At 49.7% G+C, this 21,367-nt stretch carries 21 protein-coding genes; 17 read left to right on the forward strand and 4 right to left on the reverse strand.

The window, feature by feature from the left end; translation table 11 throughout:
- The coding region (locus BMW43_RS21535; protein ID WP_281246125.1) for a hypothetical protein at positions 1–728 on the reverse strand (728 nt) is incomplete at its 3' end.
- A gap of 174 nt (positions 729–902) precedes the next feature.
- Between BMW43_RS21535 and BMW43_RS09930 the strand changes: the two genes are divergently transcribed.
- The 9 genes from BMW43_RS09930 to BMW43_RS09965 all read left to right on the forward strand — a co-directional run bounded on the left by BMW43_RS09930 (position 903) and on the right by BMW43_RS09965 (position 8,993).
- On the forward strand, positions 903–1,496 hold the full coding sequence (locus BMW43_RS09930; protein ID WP_218140645.1) for a class I SAM-dependent methyltransferase: 594 nt from the start codon (positions 903–905) through the stop codon (positions 1,494–1,496).
- A gap of 406 nt (positions 1,497–1,902) precedes the next feature.
- Positions 1,903–2,523, forward strand: a complete 621-nt coding sequence (locus tag BMW43_RS09935; protein WP_245732328.1) for a GntR family transcriptional regulator — start codon at positions 1,903–1,905, stop codon at positions 2,521–2,523.
- Between the two features lie 390 nt (positions 2,524–2,913).
- Positions 2,914–3,963, forward strand: coding sequence for a galactitol-1-phosphate 5-dehydrogenase (locus BMW43_RS09940; RefSeq protein ID WP_091746489.1), 1,050 nt, complete (start codon positions 2,914–2,916; stop codon positions 3,961–3,963).
- 358 nt (positions 3,964–4,321) lie between these two features.
- The gene (locus tag BMW43_RS09945) at positions 4,322–4,996 is read left to right on the forward strand and encodes a TVP38/TMEM64 family protein (RefSeq protein ID WP_091746492.1); all 675 of its coding nucleotides are present in this window, start codon (positions 4,322–4,324) and stop codon (positions 4,994–4,996) included.
- 39 nt (positions 4,997–5,035) lie between these two features.
- Positions 5,036–5,734, forward strand: coding sequence for a response regulator transcription factor (locus BMW43_RS09950; protein WP_091746495.1), 699 nt, complete (start codon positions 5,036–5,038; stop codon positions 5,732–5,734).
- The gene (locus tag BMW43_RS09955) at positions 5,724–6,893 is read left to right on the forward strand and encodes a sensor histidine kinase (protein WP_091746498.1); all 1,170 of its coding nucleotides are present in this window, start codon (positions 5,724–5,726) and stop codon (positions 6,891–6,893) included. The genes BMW43_RS09950 and BMW43_RS09955 overlap by 11 nt, the downstream gene beginning before the upstream one ends.
- 484 nt (positions 6,894–7,377) lie before the next feature.
- Positions 7,378–7,656 carry a hypothetical protein gene (locus tag BMW43_RS09960; RefSeq protein WP_091746501.1) on the forward strand — a complete coding sequence of 93 codons (279 nt, stop codon included), beginning with the start codon at positions 7,378–7,380 and terminating at the stop codon, positions 7,654–7,656.
- 39 nt (positions 7,657–7,695) lie between these two features.
- Positions 7,696–7,845 (forward strand): hypothetical protein, encoded by a 150-nt coding sequence (locus BMW43_RS21130; protein ID WP_177173538.1) that lies wholly within the window; start codon positions 7,696–7,698, stop codon positions 7,843–7,845.
- Positions 7,846–7,865: 20 nt separating this feature from the next.
- Positions 7,866–8,993 carry a YibE/F family protein gene (locus BMW43_RS09965; protein WP_245732330.1) on the forward strand — a complete coding sequence of 376 codons (1,128 nt, stop codon included), beginning with the start codon at positions 7,866–7,868 and terminating at the stop codon, positions 8,991–8,993.
- 53 nt (positions 8,994–9,046) lie between these two features.
- Here BMW43_RS09965 and BMW43_RS09970 read toward each other — a convergent pair whose 3' ends face one another.
- Both BMW43_RS09970 and BMW43_RS09975 read right to left on the reverse strand, forming a co-directional pair.
- On the reverse strand, positions 9,047–9,823 hold the full coding sequence (locus BMW43_RS09970) for a TIGR03943 family putative permease subunit (protein WP_091746504.1): 777 nt from the start codon (positions 9,821–9,823) through the stop codon (positions 9,047–9,049).
- 15 nt (positions 9,824–9,838) lie between these two features.
- Positions 9,839–10,801 (reverse strand): permease, encoded by a 963-nt coding sequence (locus BMW43_RS09975; protein WP_091746507.1) that lies wholly within the window; start codon positions 10,799–10,801, stop codon positions 9,839–9,841.
- 340 nt (positions 10,802–11,141) lie between these two features.
- Here BMW43_RS09975 and BMW43_RS09980 point away from each other — a divergent pair, with 340 nt between their 5' ends.
- From BMW43_RS09980 to BMW43_RS10020, 8 genes are all read left to right on the forward strand, one after another.
- On the forward strand, positions 11,142–11,669 hold the full coding sequence (locus tag BMW43_RS09980) for a hypothetical protein (protein ID WP_091746510.1): 528 nt from the start codon (positions 11,142–11,144) through the stop codon (positions 11,667–11,669).
- Positions 11,670–11,782: 113 nt separating this feature from the next.
- The gene (gene hisC, locus BMW43_RS09985; RefSeq protein WP_091746513.1) at positions 11,783–12,841 is read left to right on the forward strand and encodes a histidinol-phosphate transaminase; all 1,059 of its coding nucleotides are present in this window, start codon (positions 11,783–11,785) and stop codon (positions 12,839–12,841) included.
- 21 nt (positions 12,842–12,862) lie between these two features.
- Positions 12,863–13,360, forward strand: a complete 498-nt coding sequence (gene msrA, locus BMW43_RS09990) for a peptide-methionine (S)-S-oxide reductase MsrA (protein ID WP_091746516.1) — start codon at positions 12,863–12,865, stop codon at positions 13,358–13,360.
- 27 nt (positions 13,361–13,387) lie between these two features.
- Positions 13,388–14,581, forward strand: a complete 1,194-nt coding sequence (locus BMW43_RS09995) for an HD domain-containing protein (protein ID WP_091746519.1) — start codon at positions 13,388–13,390, stop codon at positions 14,579–14,581.
- 343 nt (positions 14,582–14,924) lie between these two features.
- On the forward strand, positions 14,925–15,509 hold the full coding sequence (locus tag BMW43_RS10005) for a TetR/AcrR family transcriptional regulator (RefSeq protein ID WP_091746524.1): 585 nt from the start codon (positions 14,925–14,927) through the stop codon (positions 15,507–15,509).
- A 295-nt stretch (positions 15,510–15,804) separates the two neighbouring features.
- The gene (locus BMW43_RS10010) at positions 15,805–16,899 is read left to right on the forward strand and encodes an efflux RND transporter periplasmic adaptor subunit (protein ID WP_091746527.1); all 1,095 of its coding nucleotides are present in this window, start codon (positions 15,805–15,807) and stop codon (positions 16,897–16,899) included.
- Between the two features lie 19 nt (positions 16,900–16,918).
- Positions 16,919–20,035 (forward strand): efflux RND transporter permease subunit, encoded by a 3,117-nt coding sequence (locus BMW43_RS10015; RefSeq protein ID WP_091746529.1) that lies wholly within the window; start codon positions 16,919–16,921, stop codon positions 20,033–20,035.
- A gap of 270 nt (positions 20,036–20,305) precedes the next feature.
- Positions 20,306–21,010, forward strand: coding sequence for a polysaccharide deacetylase family protein (locus BMW43_RS10020; protein ID WP_245732332.1), 705 nt, complete (start codon positions 20,306–20,308; stop codon positions 21,008–21,010).
- Between the two features lie 45 nt (positions 21,011–21,055).
- Here BMW43_RS10020 and BMW43_RS10025 read toward each other — a convergent pair whose 3' ends face one another.
- Positions 21,056–21,211, reverse strand: a complete 156-nt coding sequence (locus tag BMW43_RS10025; RefSeq protein ID WP_091746532.1) for a DUF1540 domain-containing protein — start codon at positions 21,209–21,211, stop codon at positions 21,056–21,058.
- Between the last annotated feature and the right edge of the window lie 156 nt (positions 21,212–21,367).

The raw sequence follows: 21,367 nt of genomic DNA on the forward strand, positions 1-21,367 counted from the left end.
GTAGCCCCTGTAGCCCCGGTAGCGCCAGTGGCCCCTGTAGCGCCAGGATCACCGGTAACGCCGGTAGCCCCTGTAGCCCCGGTAGCGCCAGTGGCACCAGTTGCGCCAGGATCACCGGTAACGCCGGTTGCCCCTGTAGCACCAGTAGCACCTGTTGCGCCAGGATCGCCGGTAGCGCCAGTGGCTCCTGTTGCGCCAGGATCACCGGTAGCGCCGGTTGCCCCTGTAGCCCCGGTAGCGCCAGTGGCCCCTGTGGCACCAGGATCACCGGTAGCGCCGGTTGCTCCTGTAGCTCCCGTTGGACCTGTTGGTCCTCCGGCTGGTCCGGTCGCGCCAGTGGCGCCGGTTGCGCCTGCTCCTGTGGCACCGGTCTGGCCTGTGATCCCGGTTGGTCCAACAGCGCCGGTCGGACCGGTCGGACCGGTCGGACCGGTCAACCCGGTACCGCCAGTTGCGCCGGTGGTGCCGGTTATGCCGGTAGGACCAATGGGACCGGTAGGTCCTGTTGGTCCGGGGGTGCAAATGGGGAAACACGGGAAGCAACAGTTGTCGCTTGTATCGGAAGAACTGCAGGAATCACTGCTTTTTTTATAGTGGTCATAATCAGGGCAATGCGGGGGAGGGGGCGTATGTTGAATATGTTTGATTTTGTAATGATGGTGATGATGGTAACGACGGCGATGTCTTTTTCTTGCTTTCAGTTCTTCTAAGGGATCTTTTTTATCCATTCCATTTCCTCCTTCTGGGCAGATGACAGTTCAATTCTTTTTAAGTCATTACATAATATACTATGTATATCTGGCACCAAAGGGAACAAACCCACCGGAACATTTGCGGTCTCTTGATGAAACATTTCAGGTAGGAACGAATAAAGTAGTAAGAGATTTATATATTGCCAGGAGGTGGACATTATCACTAAACAGTCGGCTAAATTACATATAGGCTGCGGCAGGAATATTCTTCCCGAGTGGATAAATCTTGACTGCGTGGCTTTGCCCGGCGTGGATGTGGTTTTTGATTTAGATACTTGCGCGGAGCATGGATTTCCCTTTCCGGATGATAGCTTTGATATGATATTAGCCAGCCATGTATTGGAACATATAAAAAATCCCCTGCCATTGCTGCAGGAGTTGCACCGGGTGGCCCGGCCTGATGCAAAAGCGGTATTTGCCGTGCCTTATGGCGCTAATGATGATGCTTTTGAAGACCCGACCCATGTCCGGCAGTATTTTTTGAATTCCTTCGGTTATTTTTCTCAGCCTTTTTATTGGCGCGCCGATTACGGCTATCGTGGCGACTGGCAGCCGGAACAAATTATTTTAGCTATTTCCGCCGAACAATACGCGGGAGAATTGGCCGAGGATATTATGGAGGATATTATGACGCTACGTAATGTGGTGCTGGAAATGACGGTAGAGTTGCGGGCGGTGAAACCGCTAAGGGAGGCGAAGAAAGAATTGCAGCAGGCTCCCGAAATCCGGTATCAGTTTGTTTGAAATAGGCTAGGGCTTGTCAGTCTTAAACGGCAGGAGAATGGCGAGGCTATTTTTCACAGCCCAAAGCGGAGGCGGCAGGAATACCGGTGAGAGGGTATGTTGGCTGACGACAACGAGAGTGTGCGGAAAACAGATCACCCATATCACCGGATTAAGCTTGATTTAAGGTTGATAAGTTATTTAAGTATTTTTCTTAGTGTATTATCACGGTGTTTTGTTGTATGATACATAGTATATATATATTCTTAGGCTCCTGGGAAGGGCTGATTGATTCACGGTGTGCACTAAGCCGGCAGTTTCTTTGACTGTAAGTTGGTCATAATAGAACTCTTTTGCTTAGGGAAGAGAAAGCTCATGCTTATGTTCACTAAATCAGCGATTCCTTAGAAAAATGAGGGGTGGATTTGTGAAAGCGTCTATGGCATCTTATCAGTCAATTGCTTTGGATTTGGCGAAAAGGATTATGAATGAGGAATTTCCGGTAGGCTCCAAGATATCGGGCCGGACGGTGCTGGCCAGCCAGTATAGTGTTTCACCCGAAACGATACGCAAGGCAATTGCTATTTTGAAAGAGGCAAATATTGTATCTGTTTCTCAGGGGAAAGAAATTATTGTGTTGTCTTCGCAGCAGGCTTGCTATTATGTTAGACATCATGAAGAAATGGTATCGGCTTATTCCCTGAGTCAGGAACTGGAAGCACTGATGATCGAAAAGGAGGAAAATGACAAACAGTTTCGCAAAATAGTAGGCGAAATCATGCGTTATTCGGACCGCTTGAAAAATCTTTCGCCCTATAACCCGGTCGACATTCGCGTAGCAAACCATTCTTTCGTCATAGGAAAGCCGCTGCAGGATCTTCGCATGTGGCAAAATACCGGGGCTACGATTGTCGCGGTCAGGCGGGGTACGGAGATCATTGTTTCCCCCGGACCCCATGCCGTTTTACAGGCAGATGACCGGATCGTGGTGGTAGGGGCCGGCGATGTATGGCAGAAAGTAACTAATTTTATTAATAAGGGAAATTGAGAAACAACCAGGGCGGCGTTTCGGTGAGGAATGCCGCCCTGGTTGTTTTATGACCTGCCATTATGGATAGGAAGCTTTGTTGGATGCTTTGGTGCCGGACATATAATTGATCTGTTTGGGTTATACCAATAAGAGAAAGATAAGAATATGACTTATATATGAAAAGCATTAGAACAAATGTAAAAGTTGGCTTCCTTGATTTGATTTGACAGTGCTGCTTTTAGGGTGTAAAATGTAGAAAATGCAGGAATTTCACTTCATATAATACTGTAATTTGTGAAAAATGTAACTGCCTTTGAAAAAATGTAAAAAAACTATTCAGAAATGAACTGTTTTATAGTCCAGCGACTGTCATAGTAAATCAGAGAAAATAGAAGGGGTAGGTTAGACATGAAGGCATTAAATTTATACGGACCTAGAGATTTGCGTTTTGAGGATGCACCTAATCCGGTATTGGAACATGATACCGACGTAATTATTAAAGTAAAGGTAGCGGGAATTTGCGGCTCCGACATTCATCGCTATGCCAAATTAGGACCCTACATTAAAGGAATGACCTGGGGCCATGAATTTTCCGGCGAAGTTGCCGAGGTGGGCAAAGCTGTGACCAATGTCAAAGTTGGTGACCGTGTAACAGCCTGTCCGGCGCTTTATTGCGGAACTTGCGAGTATTGTAATAAAGGCGAATTTGCCCGCTGCGAGCATTTGAGTGTGATTGGGGCGCTGAATCCTGGCGCTTTTGCTGAATATGTTAAACTGCCGGCGGAAAATGTTGTAAAACTTCCCGATGAAGTTGGTTATGATGTAGCCAGTCTGGTTGAGCCTTCCAGCGTGGTTGTCCATGGCATTTACAAAACCAGCATGGAAGCCGGTGATGATGTAGCTATCATCGGTTGCGGAACGATCGGCTTACTGGCGGTGCAATGGGCTAAAATCTTTGGCGCCAGACATGTATATGCCCTTGATATTGATGACAGCAAGCTGGAACTGGCTAAACAGCTTGGCGCTGATTTCGGAATTAACACCAAGGATATTGAGCCTCATGAAAAATTATTTGAAATGACCGGCAACCGGGGAGTCGATATCGTTGTGGAATCAGCCGGCAGCCCGATTACCTCTGCGCAGGCCTTCTCGCTGGCTCGTAAAGGCGGCAAAGTTGTATTCATGGGCATCCCTTACGGTGATGTAATGGTAAAACGGTTCTATTTTGAACGGATTGTGCGTAATGAGTTGAGCGTATACGGTTCCTGGAATGCTATTTCGGCGCCGTTTCCCGGCAAAGAGTGGCAGACTACCGTTCATTTCATGAAAGAAGGCAAACTGAACGTAACGCCGATGATCACCCATCATCTCAGCTTAAAAGAAGGACCGGCAACGTTTGAAAAGATCATAAACCGTGACGGCCATTTTGGTAAGGTTTTATTTTACCCGGAAAAATAATTAAGTACGGAAAAGCCTCTCTGGACAGTAGTGAACTGACCGGAGGGGCTTTTTTTCATATAGCTGATTGCCGAGCTGAAAGGAGTAATTTTCTAATGGCCCGTTGACTGCAAACTTAGTAGTTCCCCGGATCTATCTGACATAGGGTAGCGGAGCTGACTGATTTCTTTTGACAGTATGCATATAATAAAGGAACTTCATTTACTGATTGCGAAATGTATGATAAACGGAAATCTCCATAAGAAATTCATATTCCTACGGTATAATAGGCCTGGCAGAGCCGACACTCTCATTAGATCAGCGGTTCCTTAAGGATGCAGGTGCAGTGAAAAACTAATATGGAAGAGGAAGAGCGGACATGAATAAACTATGGGGCTGGCTGCTTATTTTTACGGGAATTGGGTTATTATACCTGTGGCAACCGGAGGTTTTCCTGCACGTGTATCAGTTGCTCCGGCAAGGAGACATTCTGGCCCTGACTGAGTATCTACGCTCTTTTGGCGGCTGGTCGATCGCCGTGATCCTGCTCCTGTTCGTCATTATGACGTTTACGATTGTTTTTCCGTTTATGTTGTTGTCCGGTGCGGTCGGACTGATCTATGGGCTATTTTGGGGAACGCTGATTTCCTGGCTGGGGGAAGTGGCCGGTTCGGTGGTCATGTTTGTCGTGGTGCGCTACTTATTCAGGCAAATGGTGACCCTCTGGATTGCCCAGAGCCGCTATCTGACAAAAATAGACGAATATAGCGCGACGAATGGTTTTAAGGCTTTGCTGTTGGCGCGCCTGCTGCCGCTGGCGCCGTCCGGCATTATCACGGCCATTGCCGCGGTTAGCCGGCTGGGCTTTGCCGATTTTTTCTGGGCTACTTTTTGGGGCAAACTGCCGCCGGTTGTCGTGAAGGTCATACTGGGACATGACTTGGCTTTAGCTGAGGATAATATGGTGCGTATTGCGGTGATTGTCGGCGTGATTATTGTAATATATGGCACACTGTGGTATAAAAAACGGAAGCGGCTGCAGGGAAGTGACTGAAGGATGTGTTGATTTCAACTGCGAGACGGGAGGATGACTATGGCTCAGCATTCGGTATTGATTGTTGATGATGATTTGAAGCTGGCTGCCTTGCTGGAAACCTATTTTAAGAAGGAAGGCTTCCTTACCTATTTGGCTCATGACGGTCTGGAATGCCTAAGCGCGGTACGGGAAAAGAATCCGGATATTATCGTGCTGGACCTGATGCTGCCCAGCCTGGACGGTTGGACGGTATGCCGCCAGATTAGAAAAGAACGGGATACTCCGATTATCATGCTGACTGCCCGGGATGAGGAAAGTGACCGCCTGATCGGTCTGGAAATCGGGGCGGATGATTATGTTACTAAGCCGTTCAGTCCCAAGGAGGTTGTGGCACGGGCCAAAGTTATATTCAGGCGGGTTTATCCGAACAAAGAGGCTTCGGAAAAAGTAATAGCAGGAAAACTTACGATTGATTTATTGCGTCATGAGGTTCTTTGCGAGGGAATTCCGGTGGAACTGACTCCAACCGAGTTTAAAATACTGGAGCTATTGGCAGCTAATGTCGGCCAGGTGTTCAATCGGCTGCAGATTGTAGAGCGGACTCAGGGCTATTCTTTTGAGGGGTACGAACGGACGGTGGATGCCCATGTGAAAAATCTGCGCCGCAAACTCGCCGTACATTGCCCTGCTTTGCAGTATATTCAAACCGTCTATGGCGTGGGCTATAAATTTGCCGGTGATACCTATGAATCATAACAGCATTATCTATCGCATTACAGGTTTGGTATTTTTGGCAGTCGCGTTAACCGTCTTTTTGTTGGTTTATCTGGCTAATTTGCAGATGACGGAGCAATTTAAGGAATATCTGGTAGTTCAGCACCGGGTGACCGATCACCGGATGGGGCCGGACCGGAACCACCAGGGTTCCTATGAGGTGGCGTTTACCATGGGGCCGCTGGAGCAATCTTTCCTGGCCTCGGTCCACAAATCTCTTATTTGGGTAGGACTGGCTATTTTAGCGGCGGGTTCGGTGGCCAGTTACATGCTGGCCCGCAGTATTACCGTGCCGTTGCGCAATTTAAGTCAAGCTGCCGAGCAGATTGAGCGGGGCAATTTCAATCAAAAGGTGTGTGTGGAGACCAAGGATGAAATAGGGCAATTGGCCGCTATTTTTAATCGTATGTCCGAAGCGCTGCAGGTGAACTCCAACCTGCGACGGCAATTGCTGGCTAATATCGCTCATGAGTTGCGTACACCGCTAGCCGTTATCCAGGGACATTTGGAGGGAATGATTGACGGGGTTATTGAGCCTGGCAAAGAGCAGTTAACGTCATTGCATGAGGAAGCCATCCGTCTGAACCGGCTCATTACCGATTTACGGGATTTATCCCTGGCGGAAGTGCGCCAATTGGGGCTGGAATTAAAGACCGGGGATGTAAAGCTGCTACTGGCGCGAGTCGTCCTGCTGCTAAAGCCGTTAGCCGATAAAAAAAAGCTGGACATTGTGCTGGATCTGCCTGAGCAACTGCCGCCCATCGTAGTCGATCATGACCGGATGAGCCAGGTTTTTTATAACATCCTGGTTAATGCTATCCGTTATTCGCCAACAGAAGGCCAAGTGAAGATAACGGCGGAGCTAAATGAGGATAAGGGAAAGCACTGGCTGTGTCTTTCCTTTCAGGATCATGGTCCAGGCATCAAACCCGAGGATATCGATCTGATTTTTGATCATTTTTACCGGGGGGAAAAATCCAGAGACCGCAAAAGCGGCGGGTCTGGCCTGGGGCTGGCTATTGTCAAGCAACTGGTTGAAATCCATGGCGGACGGGTTGCCGTCCGGAGTGAGGCGGGAAAGGGCAGCCTGTTTCAGGTGTCTTTGCCGCTGGACAAGACTGGCGGTAATGAGCCGGAGTAATAGTGCTCCGCCAACGCTGAAACTACTGTTTCTTCGCGGGCTTTTTTCGTAAAGTTTCGTTGTCGGCGGTTTACATAGATAACCACTGATTAATTCACACTGCGCGTCCTGACGGATCTTTTTCCGCCTAGCTGCGTCAGCAAAACCTTGAAATAGGGGCCGCTATTCCTGCGGTTTTACTTCCTTGCCAGACGAAAAAATCTCTCGCCAAGCCGACAGGTTCATTTAATCAGTGGTTACCTAGGAGCGATAGGTGCGCTTTTTCTTACGAAAAATCCCCGCAAATTTAATTTGCACTTCGAAGCTGCGAAGCACGAGGACGTGCCTTTAAACTAACGGAATGATCCCTGGCGTGTTTCGGATAGTTTGAAGACACGCCCTGGCAATAAAAATTTATATTTTCTCCATAAGATATTCACATTTCTTTGTTATGATTAAAAATAACAGGCAGATACTTGTGAATATAATATAAGGAGGCAGTCTTATGAATAGAAAAATCGTGATTGTAGTGGCACTGGCGGCATTGGTTGCCCTGTCGTTGTTTGCCATCACCTCGCAGGCTGCGGAAGCCCCCGCTGCCGAGGCTTGTGGCGGGCATGACCGGATGATGCAGCAAGCGGTAGAGCAGGGGATCATTAACTCCGAGCAGGCCGGCAGGATGAATGCGCTTATGCAACAGATGGGACCGCAAATGCATGAACAGATGCAGGAGGCACACCAGGGAGCAATGCCTGAGCACTGCAATGATGCAACAGTAAAATAACAGCAAAAGAAACAACGTCAGCGGTGCAAGGTGTTGACGTTGTTTCTTTTGCTGCTTGATAAAAACGGAAAAGGACTCTGCCGTCCGGGTATGGAATATCATTCTGTTGAAGAAGCTTTGGCGGCTTTAGCGGCAGAGAAAAAACTCTGCAGGACAATGCAAAAAGTTGCTGCAATCAGAGCAGGCTGAACCTTGATGGGAGGATATTCATGAAAATAAGATGTTTTATTCGATGTATAGTGATGCTGATAGGATTATTGGGTTTTATGTCGGTGCAGGCGCTGGCAGCGCCTCAAGACGAGGCGGGGAAGCAGCTTCCGCAAATTGATTATTTGCAGGGTGTGGTCTTAAAGGTGCAGCCTTTGACTCAATTGAAAAAGGTACAGGGAATGAGCGGGGCCGAGCTTGTGGATATCCGCCTGACAGCAGGCGAGGAGACCGGTAAGGAAATTAAAGTCACCAATTATAAAATGGACAGGCCCGGCTTTGATTTGCATCCGGCAGCCGGTGACAAAGTTATTGTTGCCGTTTCGCAGGAAGCTGGCGGGAAAACGTATCATTTGGCCGATTATGACAGGATGCCTTATGTGTATGTTTTGTTGGGAGCCTTTGCGCTTACGCTGATCGCTGTTGGCGGAAAAGTAGGAATCAAATCGCTTTTTGTTGTCTGTTTTGCTATTTTTATCATTCTTCAGGGAATGATACCGCTCATCCTAGGCAGACATTTGAATTTGATTTTGGCGACATGGCTGACTAGTGCGCTGATTGCTGTAGTAACACAAATTACGGTGAGCGGCTGGAATGCAAAAACCTGGGGAGCCATTGCCGGTACGGTCGGCGGGGTGGCTGTGGCCGGCCTGCTGGCTGTTCTTTCAATCCAAGCCATGCATTTGACCGGCCTTGATAATGAGGAAGCTATTATGTTAAAGGTGACCTATCTGGCGGATATTGATTTCCAGGAAGTATTATTTGCCGGCATTGTCATGGGAGCGCTGGGCGCCGTGATGGATGTGGCCATATCTATCGCCTCCGCCCAATACGAAATCAAGAGCTCCTGTCCGCAGTACGGTTTTAAAGAATTGTATAAGGCCGGAATCAATGTGGGGCGGGATGTGATGGGCACCATGTCCAATACGCTGGTGCTGGCTTATCTGGGCAGTTCTCTGCCGCTTTTGCTCTTGCTTTCCGCACAGGAACACGTGCCGCTGCTGCGGATTGTCAACCTCAACCTGATTGCCACGGAAGTGGCAAGGACGATTACCGGCAGCATTGGCCTTATCTGTTCCATTCCGCTGGCCGCACTGGCCACTGGTTTCTTTTTAAGCCAAAAGAGATAACCGGAATATACGTGTGAAAGAGGAGAAACGCCGAGGTATTACGTGGCCTTTCCTTACTCACTGGTGTAAGGAAATACATAAGGTTTCTCCGGCGCGGCGACTTTTTCCACAGAGGTTAATTGAATAACCGGTGTGTCTTGATCTTTATAGCGCCCCATCGCAATCACACCTGTCCCGGATAGCCACGTGCCGTCCGGGTATTTTTTTGCATCGGCAGTTTCACACATGACGCCATAAGGCAGGGCGTCGGCGGCGCAGCAAACCATGACATAGCGGACTAATGATAACTGGCGGTCGCCTAAGCCGGGGCTCCGGAAAACAAAGCCGGTCATGGTAAGCTTTTTGCCGATATAGTCCTGGGGAAAATCGTTGATTTCACTCATGACTTCCGTATAGTTGTTGCTATCCACCACGATGGTTTCCGCTTGCTGCAGCGCTTCCTTCAGGGGGCGGGGCTGACTGGCAACGGCCGTTGCCAGGACCGTTGTCTGGCTGTTCAAGCCTTTGCTGGCAACAAGACTGGCATTGAGCATCTGGTCGGGTAACAGGACGGCTAAGAGGAGAATGATGCAAAAGGGCAGGTACTTTCCATAGTGATGATGTGTATGGCTTGGTGAGGGAAGCAGCAGATCAAAGAACTGAATGACCAGTAAGGGCAGCAGCAGCCAGTAGGCGTAGCGGACAAGCGGGGAAAAGCGCGGATTGATATAATAGGAGAACTGGTCGGTCATATCCAGCCAGACAAACAGGCTGATCAACCCTGTCAAGAGCAGAAAGCGCACAAGCGCTTCCCAGTGAAATGCTGTGGCAGGACGTTTTCTCGGCTTCATGCAAAGCCCTCCTTCTTATAGAGCATTTAACAAATAGGCTAAGCCGCCGCATAGTAAGATGACAATAACCGTGAGTGTGGCTACAAAACGGGTTTTGAACACATGGAGCAGCATGAGCAGGTTCTTGGCATCAATCATAGGACCGAAAACCATAAAGGCGATCAGCGAACCGGGCGTAAAACTGCTGCTGAACGAGGCTGCAATAAAAGCGTCGGCCGAGGAGCAGACGGAAACGCTGAAGGCAAACAGCAGCATGACGATAACGGAATACAGCGGGTCCTGCCCCAGTCCTAACAATAGCTGCCGGGGCAGTAGAAGTTGCAGGGCTGCCCCCAGCATGGCTCCCAGCAGCAGATATTTCCCCATATCAAAGAATTCGGCGCCGGCGTCACGGAAAGTATGCATGATTTTTTCAGCGAATGAGGCATTAGGCTGGACCGGGGAAGTATGACAGCCGCAGGAGCAGGCAGTTTCCTGGGATTCATGAGAAGTTTGCCGCAACGCTCTGCCGTCAAAAAGAAGGTCCACCGTCAGACCGGCGCAACAGGCAATGGCAAAAGCCGCCGCAAGGCGATACAAGAGCATCAGGCTGTTGCCGTTAAAAGCGAACCAGGTCGCGGTGGCGACGACGGGATTAATAATGGGGGCTGCCAGCATAAAGGTAATGGCGAAGCGGAGCGGCACCCCTTTTAAGAGCAGACGGCGTACGATGGGGACCATACCGCAATCGCATACGGGAAACAAAATACCCAGGAGTGCGGCCATCAGCAAGGAGAGTAAGGTGTTCTTCGGAATGCATTTTTGTATGGTATTCTCGGATAGGAAGTGATTCATTCCGGCCGAGATCAGCACACTAAGCAGGACAAAGGGAAAAGCCTCGATAACGATGCTTAGCAGAATGATTTTAAAATTAATCAGGTTTTGCAAATCAAAGTTTTTCAGACCGTATTGTACGGCAAATGCCAAGTTGTCCAGCATAATTCCCCTCCTAACAGGTAACTCTTATATGACTATTCAGCAGCATGAAAAATATGCATCCGAATGGCCGGCCAGGGGAATCGCTGATTTAATGAGCCTGCCAGCCTGGCGAGAGATTTTTTTGGCTGGCAAGGAAATAAAAGCGTAGGAAGCGGTTCCTTCGGAGTTAGTGGACCACTAGGCTGCGCAGTGTGAATAAATCAGTGGTTCTCAAGTGTATCTTCCTGGTGAAAAAAGGGTCTTTGCAAAATTTGGTGAATTACACCTATAACAGGCTAATCGGGCAGGGAAAAATGCGGCGCGGTGAGCATAAATAGGAATAGGCAAGGATGGTGTTTCCATGGATGGATATAAACGAATGATCAGGAGCCTGGTGCTGGCGATGAGTTTTCTGCTGCTGGGTACGGCGCAGGCTAGTATGGAGCCGGCGCGGTTTGCGGCAGTTGAACAGAACGGCGCGGTGATTGCGCAATTTGATACGCAGACACTGGTTTATGAAAGGGATCCTTACCGGGATGAATTGCTGGTCAATGTCTGGCTTAAGCCAACGCCGGACAATATGTTGGATTCTTATCAATTGCAGCATTATCTGTTCCGCATGACAAAACGGGAGATCATGCTGCTTGATCAGGTTGACTATAGTAGGAGCGGTGGTGTCCTGTCGCGAATAACCAAGGAGTATAGTCCGGCCTTGTGGACAGTACCGTTGCCGGAAACAGTGGAGGAAAGTTATTATTCGGCCGTGTTGAAATACGCCCAAGCCCATGACAAAGAGCTGCGGGCCGCCGTTCAGCCCAAAGCAGATAACAAAAAGCGCAAAGACCAGTTGGCCGGTTTGGGACTGTTTATTGTAGCTACTAATATTTAAGATCCAGAGCCATGGACGGCCGGGCGAATGTAACTGCCCGACGGTTAGGACAGTGCGTCGTGAGAGACAATAAATACGGGCGTGTAACCAAGAGATAAAGGGAGTCGTAGATAATGAGCAAATATTGGAGTAAAGCAGTGCAGGGACTGGAGCCCTATGTTCCCGGCGAACAGCCGAAGGATAAGGTCTATGTAAAATTAAACACCAATGAAAATCCGTATCCGCCTTCGCCAAAGGCGATCCTGGCCATGCAGGCGGCGGCCGACGATAAGCTTAGATTATATCCGCCACCTACCTGTGATGAGCTTAGGGACACGATTGGTGCGTATTATGGTCTGAAAAAGGAACAGGTATTTGTCGGAAACGGCTCGGATGAAGTACTGGCCTTTAGTTTTATGGCATTCTTTGATCCCGGGTCACCGATCCTGTTTCCCGATATTACCTACAGCTTTTATCCGGTTTACGCGGCGTTATTTCACATTGATTACCAGCTGGTCACACTTAATGAGGACTTTTCCATTCCGGTGGAAGCCTTCTGGCAGCCTAACGGCGGCATTATTTTTCCTAATCCCAATGCCCCTACCGGGCGCTACTTATCATTGGCCGCTATTGAAACTATTTTGCGAAAAAACCGGGATCAGGTGGTCATTGTCGACGAAGCTTATATTGATTTCGGCGGTGAGTCGGCCATAAAGCTTCTCCAAAATTATGATAACCTGCTGATCATTCAGACCCTTTCCAAGTCCCGCTCGTTAGCCGGGCTGCGGGTCGGTTTTGCTCTGGGCAGCGCCGAGCTGATTGAGGCACTGGACAGGGTGAAAAATTCGATCAATTCCTATACCCTGGATCGCGTTGCTTTGGCCGGTGCAGTAGAAGCTTTTAAGGACGAAGCCCATTTTGAGGAAACCAGGCAAAAAATAATGGCTACCAGGCAGCGGGTGATGGTCAGTATAGAAAAATTGGGTTTCGAGGTTGTGCCTTCGACGGCCAATCTGATTTTTATCAGTCATCCGGTCATACCGGCTGAGCGGATTTTCCGGGAACTGCGGGAGCATGGTGTGCTGGTACGGTATTTTAAGAAGCCCCGGATTGACAATTTTCTGCGGGTCAGTATCGGTTCCGATGAAGAAATGGATTGCTTTTTGACGGCCCTGCGGGATATCGTAAAATAACAGTAACAGGGAGGAAATGTTATGAAAAAAATCTGGCTGGCCGGCGGCTGCTTCTGGGGTGTTGAGGCCTATTATCAGCAGTTGAAGGGCGTCGTGTCCACAACGGTGGGTTATGGACAGGGGAAGACGGAGGCGCCTTCTTATGAGGAGGTTTGTTCCGGCCAAACCGGTCATGCTGAAATCTGTGAAGTGGTTTACGATGAAAATGTGCTGTCGCTGGTCAAGCTTTTGGAACACTATTTCCGCATTATTGATCCGACCACGCTGAATTACCAGGGGCATGATCATGGAACACAGTACCGGACGGGCGTATATTTTAACGATCCCGCCGATCAGCCGGCCATTGCCGGTTTTCTTGACAACAAGCGGCAGCATTACAGCCGCCCTCTTGTCGTGGAAGTGGAGGAACTGAGAAATTTCTATCCTGCCGAGGAATACCACCAGGCTTATTTAGATAAAAATCCGCACGGCTATTGCCATGTCAATTTATCTGTGGCCAGACCGGAGGAACGGAAATAGCCGGCAAGCCGGAGGAGGTGGGAGAAGATGATTCGCAAGGTATTGCTGGAGTTTATCCATGAAAGTGCTCATATGCAGCGCTGGAATGACCACATCCGCCCTAAGGGTTTTACCGAACTGGATAAACAGGCGCAAAAGATGATCATTGCCTATGTGCTGGCCCGCTTTCAGACGGAAGAAAGTAATGGGACGATTAGCTGGCGGGCGATTATTGAGGGCGGTCTATTTGAGTTTTTACACCGGATTGTTTTAACCGATATTAAACCGCCGGTATATTACGAACTGATGGCGCGGCATGGCAAACAGATCAATACCTGGGTGCTGGCTGAGCTAAAACCCCGGGTGGATTGTCTGGGCAGCGATTTTTACCGGCGGATGGAAGACTACTTTGCCGAGCCGGACTGCTGCCTGCTGGAAAAGAAAATCTTAAAGGCCGCTCACTTCCTGGCAACGCAGTGGGAGTTTCAGATTATCCGCAAGCTGAATTCCAACATATACGGGCTGGAAGAAACCGAAACCCGCATTGCCAATGAGATTGAGGAGCATTATGACCTGATCGGAGTGCAGAAGATCGCTTTGCATAAAAAGGCCAACCATTTTATAGAACTGGTCGGCCAGCTCCGTTTTCAGCAGCGCTGGGCCCAGTCGCCGCGGGTGCCGGAAACCTCGGTTATGGGACATATGCTGATTGTGGCTTTGCTGTCATATATGGTGTCGGTTATTGAACTGAAGGCTTGCAACCAACGGGCGGTCAACAACTTCTTCGCCGGGTTGTTCCACGATTTGCCGGAGGTGCTCACCCGGGATATTGTCTCGCCGGTCAAGCGTTCGGTCGCCGGGTTGGATGAGCTCATTAAAGAAATTGAAAACACTCAGGTGAAGGCCAAGCTATACCCCTTGATTCCCACTAGCTGGCAAAAAGAACTGGAATACTTTATGCAGGACGAGTTTACCAGTAAAATTATGCTGCAGGGGCAGATCAAAAAGGTCACATCCGAGGAGATTTCCCGACAGTATAATGAGGACCAATATTCGCCGGTAGACGGAGAGATTATCAAGGCCTGTGATCATTTGGCCGCCTATATGGAAGCAAGCTTGTCCCGGTCACATGGCATCATGTCGCGCCATTTGCGCGACGGTTTGGAAACGCTGTATCCCATCTATCAAAACAAGAAGATTGCCGGCGTGGACTTCGGTCAATTGTTTGATTACTTCAAATAAATGAGACAGAATTTTTCCGGTCAACCGCCGGGTTGATGAGGCTGTTCGCCTGGCGGAGCTTTTGCTGGCGCAAAAAGAATCTTTTTCAGTGTATCAGGAGAACGGCGCCGGTTGCATTCAGGCAGGACTTGGCCCAAGCCAAGTCTTTTCTTATTTGGCAAGGATACAAAACATGGAGGATAGCAGCACTCTTGCGAGGTTTTGCTGGAGCAGTCGGGCGAAAAGAGGATCTGCCAGGACGGGCAGCGCGAATAAATCAGTGGTTTTTTATTGACAGTTAGCAAAAATTATATGATAATAAACACATACCGTCCGGTAGGTCGGTGTGTGAGGAGACGATGCTGTGACAAAGGACAATATCATCCATGTAGCGCTGCGGTTATTTTTGCAGCGAGGCTACAAATATGTGTCTTTGGTAGATGTGGCCGCTGAAGCGGGGATTACTAAAGGTGGTATCTATCACTACTTTTCCAGCAAGGAAGACCTGTTGTATACGGCGGTGCATTACTTATTTGATCGGATAGAAGCTAAGTACATTGATGTATTCAGCCGGGACGGCAGCTTGCAGCAGGCGCTCTATTCTATGCTGGTCGAGCGGGAGCTTGAGGTGTATGCCCGTGACTTGTTGGGTATGGAGCAGGGAGATTACCGGGAAAATCACGCTAGCTTTATTTTAGAAGTCATGAATCATTTCCCCAAAATGCAAGAGCGGATTGACCGCAGCCATATGACGGTTTGTAAGGCCATTGGAGCAAAACTGCAGGCCGCTATGGGACAGGGTGAAATTCGTCCCCAGACGGATACACATGCGCTGGCGGTCATGATTCTGGCCATGCTTAACGGGCAGATATCCCTGGGCGAAAAGCTGAACAGCCCGGAAATACGCAAATTGATGACAGAAAATCTGTGGCGTTTGATTTGTGCTTGAAAGAACGGGCGTGTCTTCAAATTAACGGAATGATCCATGGCGAGTGATTTTTGGGTCAGACGAATTATACCCTAAAGGGCACGCGAAATTTTGCAGGAATAGCGAGTTCTATTTCAAAAAATTTTAAGGAAGTATGGCGCAAAAAGCACTGTCAGGGAGCGTTTCGGATAGTTTGAAGACACGCCCCAGGCCTCCTGTTATAGCGAGGTTATTTTTCTGCCGTGCACATACCGACTGGTAGGTATGTGCGGCCGATCAGGTTAATTTCCATATAGAATACAAGGAGGCAGGCAAGATGAAAGGGTTTAAGCTTAAATACTGGCTGGTGCCGGTTTTGCTGGTTATCGGTTTGACGCTCGTTTTCCGCAGCGGCGCTTTTTCCAAGGAAAAGGTGCAGCCCCAGGCAGATAGCGGAGTGGCCGTACGAGTGGCGGACGTACAATATACGCAGGTGGTACCGGGACTTTCTTTAAATGGGTCTATTGAAGGCAGAACTTCAGCGACCATCAGTGCCAAAATTGCGGGACGGATTGAAGAGGTGCTGGTTGAAGAAGGCCAGCCGGTAAAGGCCGGCGATCCGTTAGTCCGGCTGGAGAATGTGGAATTGACCAATTCGGTGCGGACGGCAGAGGATGCAGTGACCAAAGCCCAAGTGAGCTATGATCTGGCTGCTGCCGATTACAACCGTTATCAAACCTTGTATGACAAAGGAGCCGTTTCACAACAGCAATTGGATACGGCAATGGCCAAGCTAAAGAGTGCACAGGCTGATTTGTCCAGTGCCGTGGCTGGCCGCAACAACGCGGCGCAGCAACTGGGTTATGGCGTGATTACAGCACCGGTAGACGGAGTTGTTGCTAATAAAACGGCCACTGTCGGCCAGGTGGTATCGCCTGGTTCGGCTTTAATGGTAGTACAGGACATTAGTCAGGTACAGGCTGTGGTAAATATTGAGCAAAAGGACCTGGGCCAGGTCAAAGTGGGGCAGAAGGCGCAAGTGCGGGTGGACGCCTATGGGGACAGAGTGTTTGAGGGAACCGTGGACGGCATGAATCCCGAAGCCGGCTCGGCCAGCCGGATGTTCAGAACCAAAATTAAGCTGGATAATGCCGACGGAGCCTTGAAGGCTGGCATGTTCGCTAAAATTGAACTGGCTACCGGCGAACCAGTAGCCGTCCTTACCGTGCCGCAGGCCGCGGTTATCCAGAAACAGGGCCTGTATTATGTATTTACCGCGGAAGACGGCAAAGCCGTGCGGCATCAAATCGAGATCGGCAAGGCCGATCAGGACAGTATCCAGATTAAAAGCGGGTTGCAGCAGGGAGACAAGGCAGTTATCAGCGGCGTAAACCAGCTAAAGGATAATGAAGCGGTAAAAGTAACGGAGTAAAGGTAGAGGGAGATAGATAATGAAAATTACTGATATAAGCTTAAAGCGTCCGGTGTTCGCGACAGTAACCATCTTAGCCCTTGTCGTTTTAGGCTTATTCAGCTACATCTCGTTAAATGTAGATGAATATCCTGATGTGGAGATTCCTGTCGTAGCGGTTACCGTCAGCTATCCGGGCGCTTCACCGGAACAAGTCAAATCAAAAGTTACCCAGAAGGTGGAGGAGACGGTCAGTGTCGTACCGGGTGTTGACCATATTACTTCGACCGTGAAGGAAGGGAGTTCGACGACGGTCATCCAGTTTACTATGGAGACTTCGGCAGCTACCGCAGCGCAGGATGTCCGCGACAAAGTGGGACGTTTGCAGGGCGTGCTGCCCGATGATGCTGAAGCGCCGGTAGTTACCCGTTTTGACCCTTCGGAAACCCCGGTCGCATCTATTGCGCTGACCGGTAAAGCCAGCCAGCGTGAGTTGACCATTCTAGCCCAGGATACGGTGGCAGAACGACTGGAAGCCGTCAATGGCGTGGCTGCCGTCAATGTGCAGGGCGGTCTGGACCGGGAGATTCAAATTAATCTGGATAGCGACAAGCTGGCGGCCTATGGGCTGACTATCCCGGAAGTGACAAGCAGCTTGCGCAATGAGAATATGGAAACTCCCGGCGGGAAAGTTACCGACGGGACCAGGGAAACCAGCCTGCGGACCATGGGCAGCCTAACCTCGCCGCAGGCCATACTGGACCTGCCAGTGGTACGGCGGGACGGTGTGCAACTATTTGTTAAAAATATTGCTTCCGTGGCGGATACCACTAAGAGTGTGACCTCTATTACCAAGCTGAACGGCAGCCCGGCCGTCGGCCTGGATATCATGAAGCAGTCGGGCAGCAATACTGTGGAAGTGGTAACTAACGTCAAAAAAGAACTGGAAACAATCAAAAAGGATTTGCCGCCCGGTGTGGAAATCTCCCTGGTGCGGGACAACTCCAAAAATATCAACGATTCCATTCACGACGTGCTGTTTAACCTGATCTTCGGCGGGGTATTGGCGGTCGGGATCGTATTCCTGTTTTTGGGCAACTGGCGGAGCACCATGATTGCCGCTATTGCCATACCAACTTCAATTATTACTTCGTTCCTGGCCATGAAGGCGCTGAATTTCACGCTTAACACCATGTCGTTGTTGGCGCTGTCGCTGGCAGTCGGCCTTCTCATTGACGATGCCATTGTTGTTATTGAGAATATCGTGCGCCATTTAGAGATGGGTAAGGATAAGTTTAAAGCTGCTTCCGAAGGTACGGCCGAAATCGGTCTGGCGGTTACGGCAACTACGCTGACTTTGGTGGCCGTATTCCTGCCGGTCGGGATGATGACAGGCATTGTCGGTCAGTTCTTTAAGCAGTTCGGTATTACCGTTGCTGTCAGCGTGCTGGTATCACTGTTTGTTGCCTTTACGCTGACGCCGATGCTGTCGGCAAAATATTTGAACAATAGCCACGAGAAAGCGCCTACTGGTCGGCTGGGACGGCTCTGGGAACACTGGAACGGCAAGTTTGACCGGGCCACTGAGCGCTACGGCACCTTTCTTTCCTATGCATTGGAACACAGGGGAAAAGTAATGCTGATTGCCGCGACCCTGTTTATCGGCAGTCTTGCTTTAACTCCCTTTTTGGGCTCGAGCTTTATTCCCGATTCCGATAGCGGCGAGCTTACGATAAGCGCCGATGTCGACCCGGGAATGACGCCGGAAGCTGTCGGAGTTATTGCCGATCAAATGGCCGATACCATCCGGTCTTTGCCGGAGGTCACAATGACCTATGCTAATTCCGATAACAGCAGTATCAATATTTTGACCAAGCTTACTGATAAAGGGCAGCGTAAACGCAGCGACAATGATATTATTGTCGACCTGCGGCAAAAGCTGGACGGCATGACCGGAGTACAGGTCAGTGTTTCCAAGAAATCCGGCATGTCCAGCGGCAAGCCGGTATCACTGGTCATTCAGGGACCTTCACTGGATAAGTTGTCCGAGCTGGCAGAACAGGTTGAACAGATTGTAGCGTCCACTCCGGGTGCCGTTGATGTTACTTCCAGCTATGAAGCCGGCAAGCCGGACGTACAAATTGTAGTTAACCGTGATCAGGCTTCCGATTTGGGCGTATCCACGTCCAATATCGCCAGCACGCTGCAGACTATGTTTAATGGCACAGTGGTGTCTCAGTTTAAAGAGGACGATGACGCCTATGATATCCGTCTGATTCTGGCACCGGGTGACCGGAAAAGCCTGTCCGATGTAAACAACATTTATCTGGCCGGTTCCAACCGGGACAAGGACGGACAGACAGTGATGGTACCGCTGTCTCAGGTGACGCAAACTGTCTATGCCACAAGTCCTACCCAGATAAAGCGGTATGACCGGCAGGATCAGGTTACCATTTCCGCTAACCTCAAAGGGGTAACGTTAGGCGAGTTCAATACGGCACTGAACAAGCAGTTAAGTAATGTTGCCTTGCCGGAGGGCTATCAGTTTGTGGCCACCGGGCAGTCGCAACAGATGAAGGATGCCTTTACCGGCATTGTGATGGCGCTGGCCCTGGCCGTGCTGTTTATCTTCTTTGTTCTGGCCGCTCAGTTTGAAAGCTATATCGATCCCTTTGCCATCATGCTGGCGCTGCCATTAGCCATTATTGGCGCCATCCTTGGCTTACTGGCCGCCGGCAGTACAATCAGCATGATGTCGCTAATCGGGGTGATCATGTTGATGGGTCTGGTGACAAAGAACGCCATTCTGCTGATCGACTTTGCCAAGCAGTCGATGGAAAAAGGGGTGGCGCGTAATCAGGCGCTGGTTGATGCGGCGATCGTCCGGATGCGCCCGATTATGATGACCACCATGGCCATGATTTTCGGCATGGTGCCACTGGCCTTAGGTATCGGACCAGGCGCCGAAACCAGGGCGCCCATGGCGCATGCCATTATCGGCGGTCTGGTTACCTCCACGATTTTGACACTGGTGGTGGTGCCTGTGGTGTATACTCTGTTGGACGATGTCAAACGAGGCCGGGTAGCGATAAAGTTTATGTTGCCTTCCCTGGGTTTTCTAAAACACAGAAAACGCGACGCTGAAAACATGCAATAGGAAACGCAGTGGAAAAATCCCGTCTGCAAGCGGTATAGCCGTCTTGCCGACGGGATTTTTATTTTATACAAAGTTGGCATGTGTTTTTTGCCGGGCCAGTAGAATATAGGGAGCCGCTGATTTAATGAGACTGCCGGCATGACGAGAGATTTTTAGCGTCTGGCCAGGAAGTAAAACCGGGGGAAAAAGATCCGCCAGGCCGCGCAGTGTGAATTAATCAGAGTTTTATAACGTAGCAGCTGTAAAGATGCAAAACAGGAGGAGCCGGAAATGATCATTCACTGCATGCGGGTTCGCTGGCTGTCTTTATTTTTGTGTGCCGGCATTGCCTTGCTGGTTTTGGCGGAGTTTGTTCCGTCCCGCGTTGTCCCCGTCAGACAGGTGGACACGATAAGCAAAGTTGTTGCGCTTACCTTTGACGATGGGCCCGACCCAGCCACCACGCAGGCGTTGCTGGAGGTATTAGCGAAAAAACAGGTAAAAGCCACTTTTTTTTTGTTGGGTTCCCAGGTGGAGACCTATCCTGAACTGGCCGCCAACATAACCAGCCAAGGCCATGAAATTGGCAGCCATAATTACAGTCATGCCTTTTTGAACCGGGTGAGCCTGGCGGAATACCTGGAGCAGGTAGGACGGGCGGAAACGGCCATCAGCAAGGTGACGCCAAAACCTGTTTTGTTTCGTCCTCCCGGTGGCGGCTATAACGACAAACTGCTAGAGGAACTCCAAAAGCGGGGATATACTACCGTTCTGTGGTCGATAGATCCCCGGGACTGGGAAGGTAAAACGGCAGAAGCCACCACCGGACTTGTGGTAAAACAGACGAAACCGGGCAGTATTATCCTGCTGCACGAAGGAAGTTGCGCGCGGGCAACACCGGAAGCCGTCGGCCGCATTATTGAGCAACTGGCTGGTCAGGGTTATTCCTTCGTCACCGTAAGCGAACTGCTCAGCCTGAAAAAACAGACTGAATAATGGGCAGCAAAAGGGACGGCAAATTGCCGTCCCTTTTGCTGCCCATTATTTTGCCTTGAACGTATGACAGTTGGTTTCTGCCACATAGCTGGCTTTTTCCGCGCCGCCGTCCACATTTACTTCAATAGCCGAAGCGGTACATTCTTGGCCTTGTCCCCAGTAATGACAGTTTTTTACATTGCATTTTACATCACGTGCCATTTACGATCACCTCCCGAGCATTATTATTACCCGATTTGTAGCGAATATAAGATGTTTTGGCGGAGCAATTTTTAGCAAGGCAGGCCGGAATCAGCAAGCGGAAAAATTTAAAATTTTAGTAAAAAAGATAGTCAAAATGAAAATATTTTACTAAAA

Source organism: Propionispora vibrioides, from assembly GCF_900110485.1.
GTDB classification, from domain to species: Bacteria; Bacillota; Negativicutes; order Propionisporales; family Propionisporaceae; genus Propionispora; species Propionispora vibrioides.

Coding starts and splice junctions, on each gene's coding strand:
- msrA (WP_091746516.1), top strand. CDS start 12,863: ATGAAAAAAATCTGGCTGGCCGGCGGCTGCTTCTGGGGTGTTGAGGCC.
- BMW43_RS09960 (WP_091746501.1), top strand. CDS start 7,378: ATGAATAGAAAAATCGTGATTGTAGTGGCACTGGCGGCATTGGTTGCC.
- BMW43_RS10015 (WP_091746529.1), top strand. CDS start 16,919: ATGAAAATTACTGATATAAGCTTAAAGCGTCCGGTGTTCGCGACAGTA.
- BMW43_RS09980 (WP_091746510.1), top strand. CDS start 11,142: ATGGATGGATATAAACGAATGATCAGGAGCCTGGTGCTGGCGATGAGT.
- BMW43_RS09950 (WP_091746495.1), top strand. CDS start 5,036: ATGGCTCAGCATTCGGTATTGATTGTTGATGATGATTTGAAGCTGGCT.
- BMW43_RS10020 (WP_245732332.1), top strand. CDS start 20,306: ATGATCATTCACTGCATGCGGGTTCGCTGGCTGTCTTTATTTTTGTGT.
- BMW43_RS09970 (WP_091746504.1), bottom strand. CDS start 9,823: ATGAAGCCGAGAAAACGTCCTGCCACAGCATTTCACTGGGAAGCGCTT.
- BMW43_RS09945 (WP_091746492.1), top strand. CDS start 4,322: ATGAATAAACTATGGGGCTGGCTGCTTATTTTTACGGGAATTGGGTTA.
- BMW43_RS09940 (WP_091746489.1), top strand. CDS start 2,914: ATGAAGGCATTAAATTTATACGGACCTAGAGATTTGCGTTTTGAGGAT.
- BMW43_RS09995 (WP_091746519.1), top strand. CDS start 13,388: ATGATTCGCAAGGTATTGCTGGAGTTTATCCATGAAAGTGCTCATATG.
- BMW43_RS10010 (WP_091746527.1), top strand. CDS start 15,805: ATGAAAGGGTTTAAGCTTAAATACTGGCTGGTGCCGGTTTTGCTGGTT.
- BMW43_RS09975 (WP_091746507.1), bottom strand. CDS start 10,801: ATGCTGGACAACTTGGCATTTGCCGTACAATACGGTCTGAAAAACTTT.
- BMW43_RS10025 (WP_091746532.1), bottom strand. CDS start 21,211: ATGGCACGTGATGTAAAATGCAATGTAAAAAACTGTCATTACTGGGGA.
- hisC (WP_091746513.1), top strand. CDS start 11,783: ATGAGCAAATATTGGAGTAAAGCAGTGCAGGGACTGGAGCCCTATGTT.
- BMW43_RS09965 (WP_245732330.1), top strand. CDS start 7,866: ATGAAAATAAGATGTTTTATTCGATGTATAGTGATGCTGATAGGATTA.
- BMW43_RS09955 (WP_091746498.1), top strand. CDS start 5,724: ATGAATCATAACAGCATTATCTATCGCATTACAGGTTTGGTATTTTTG.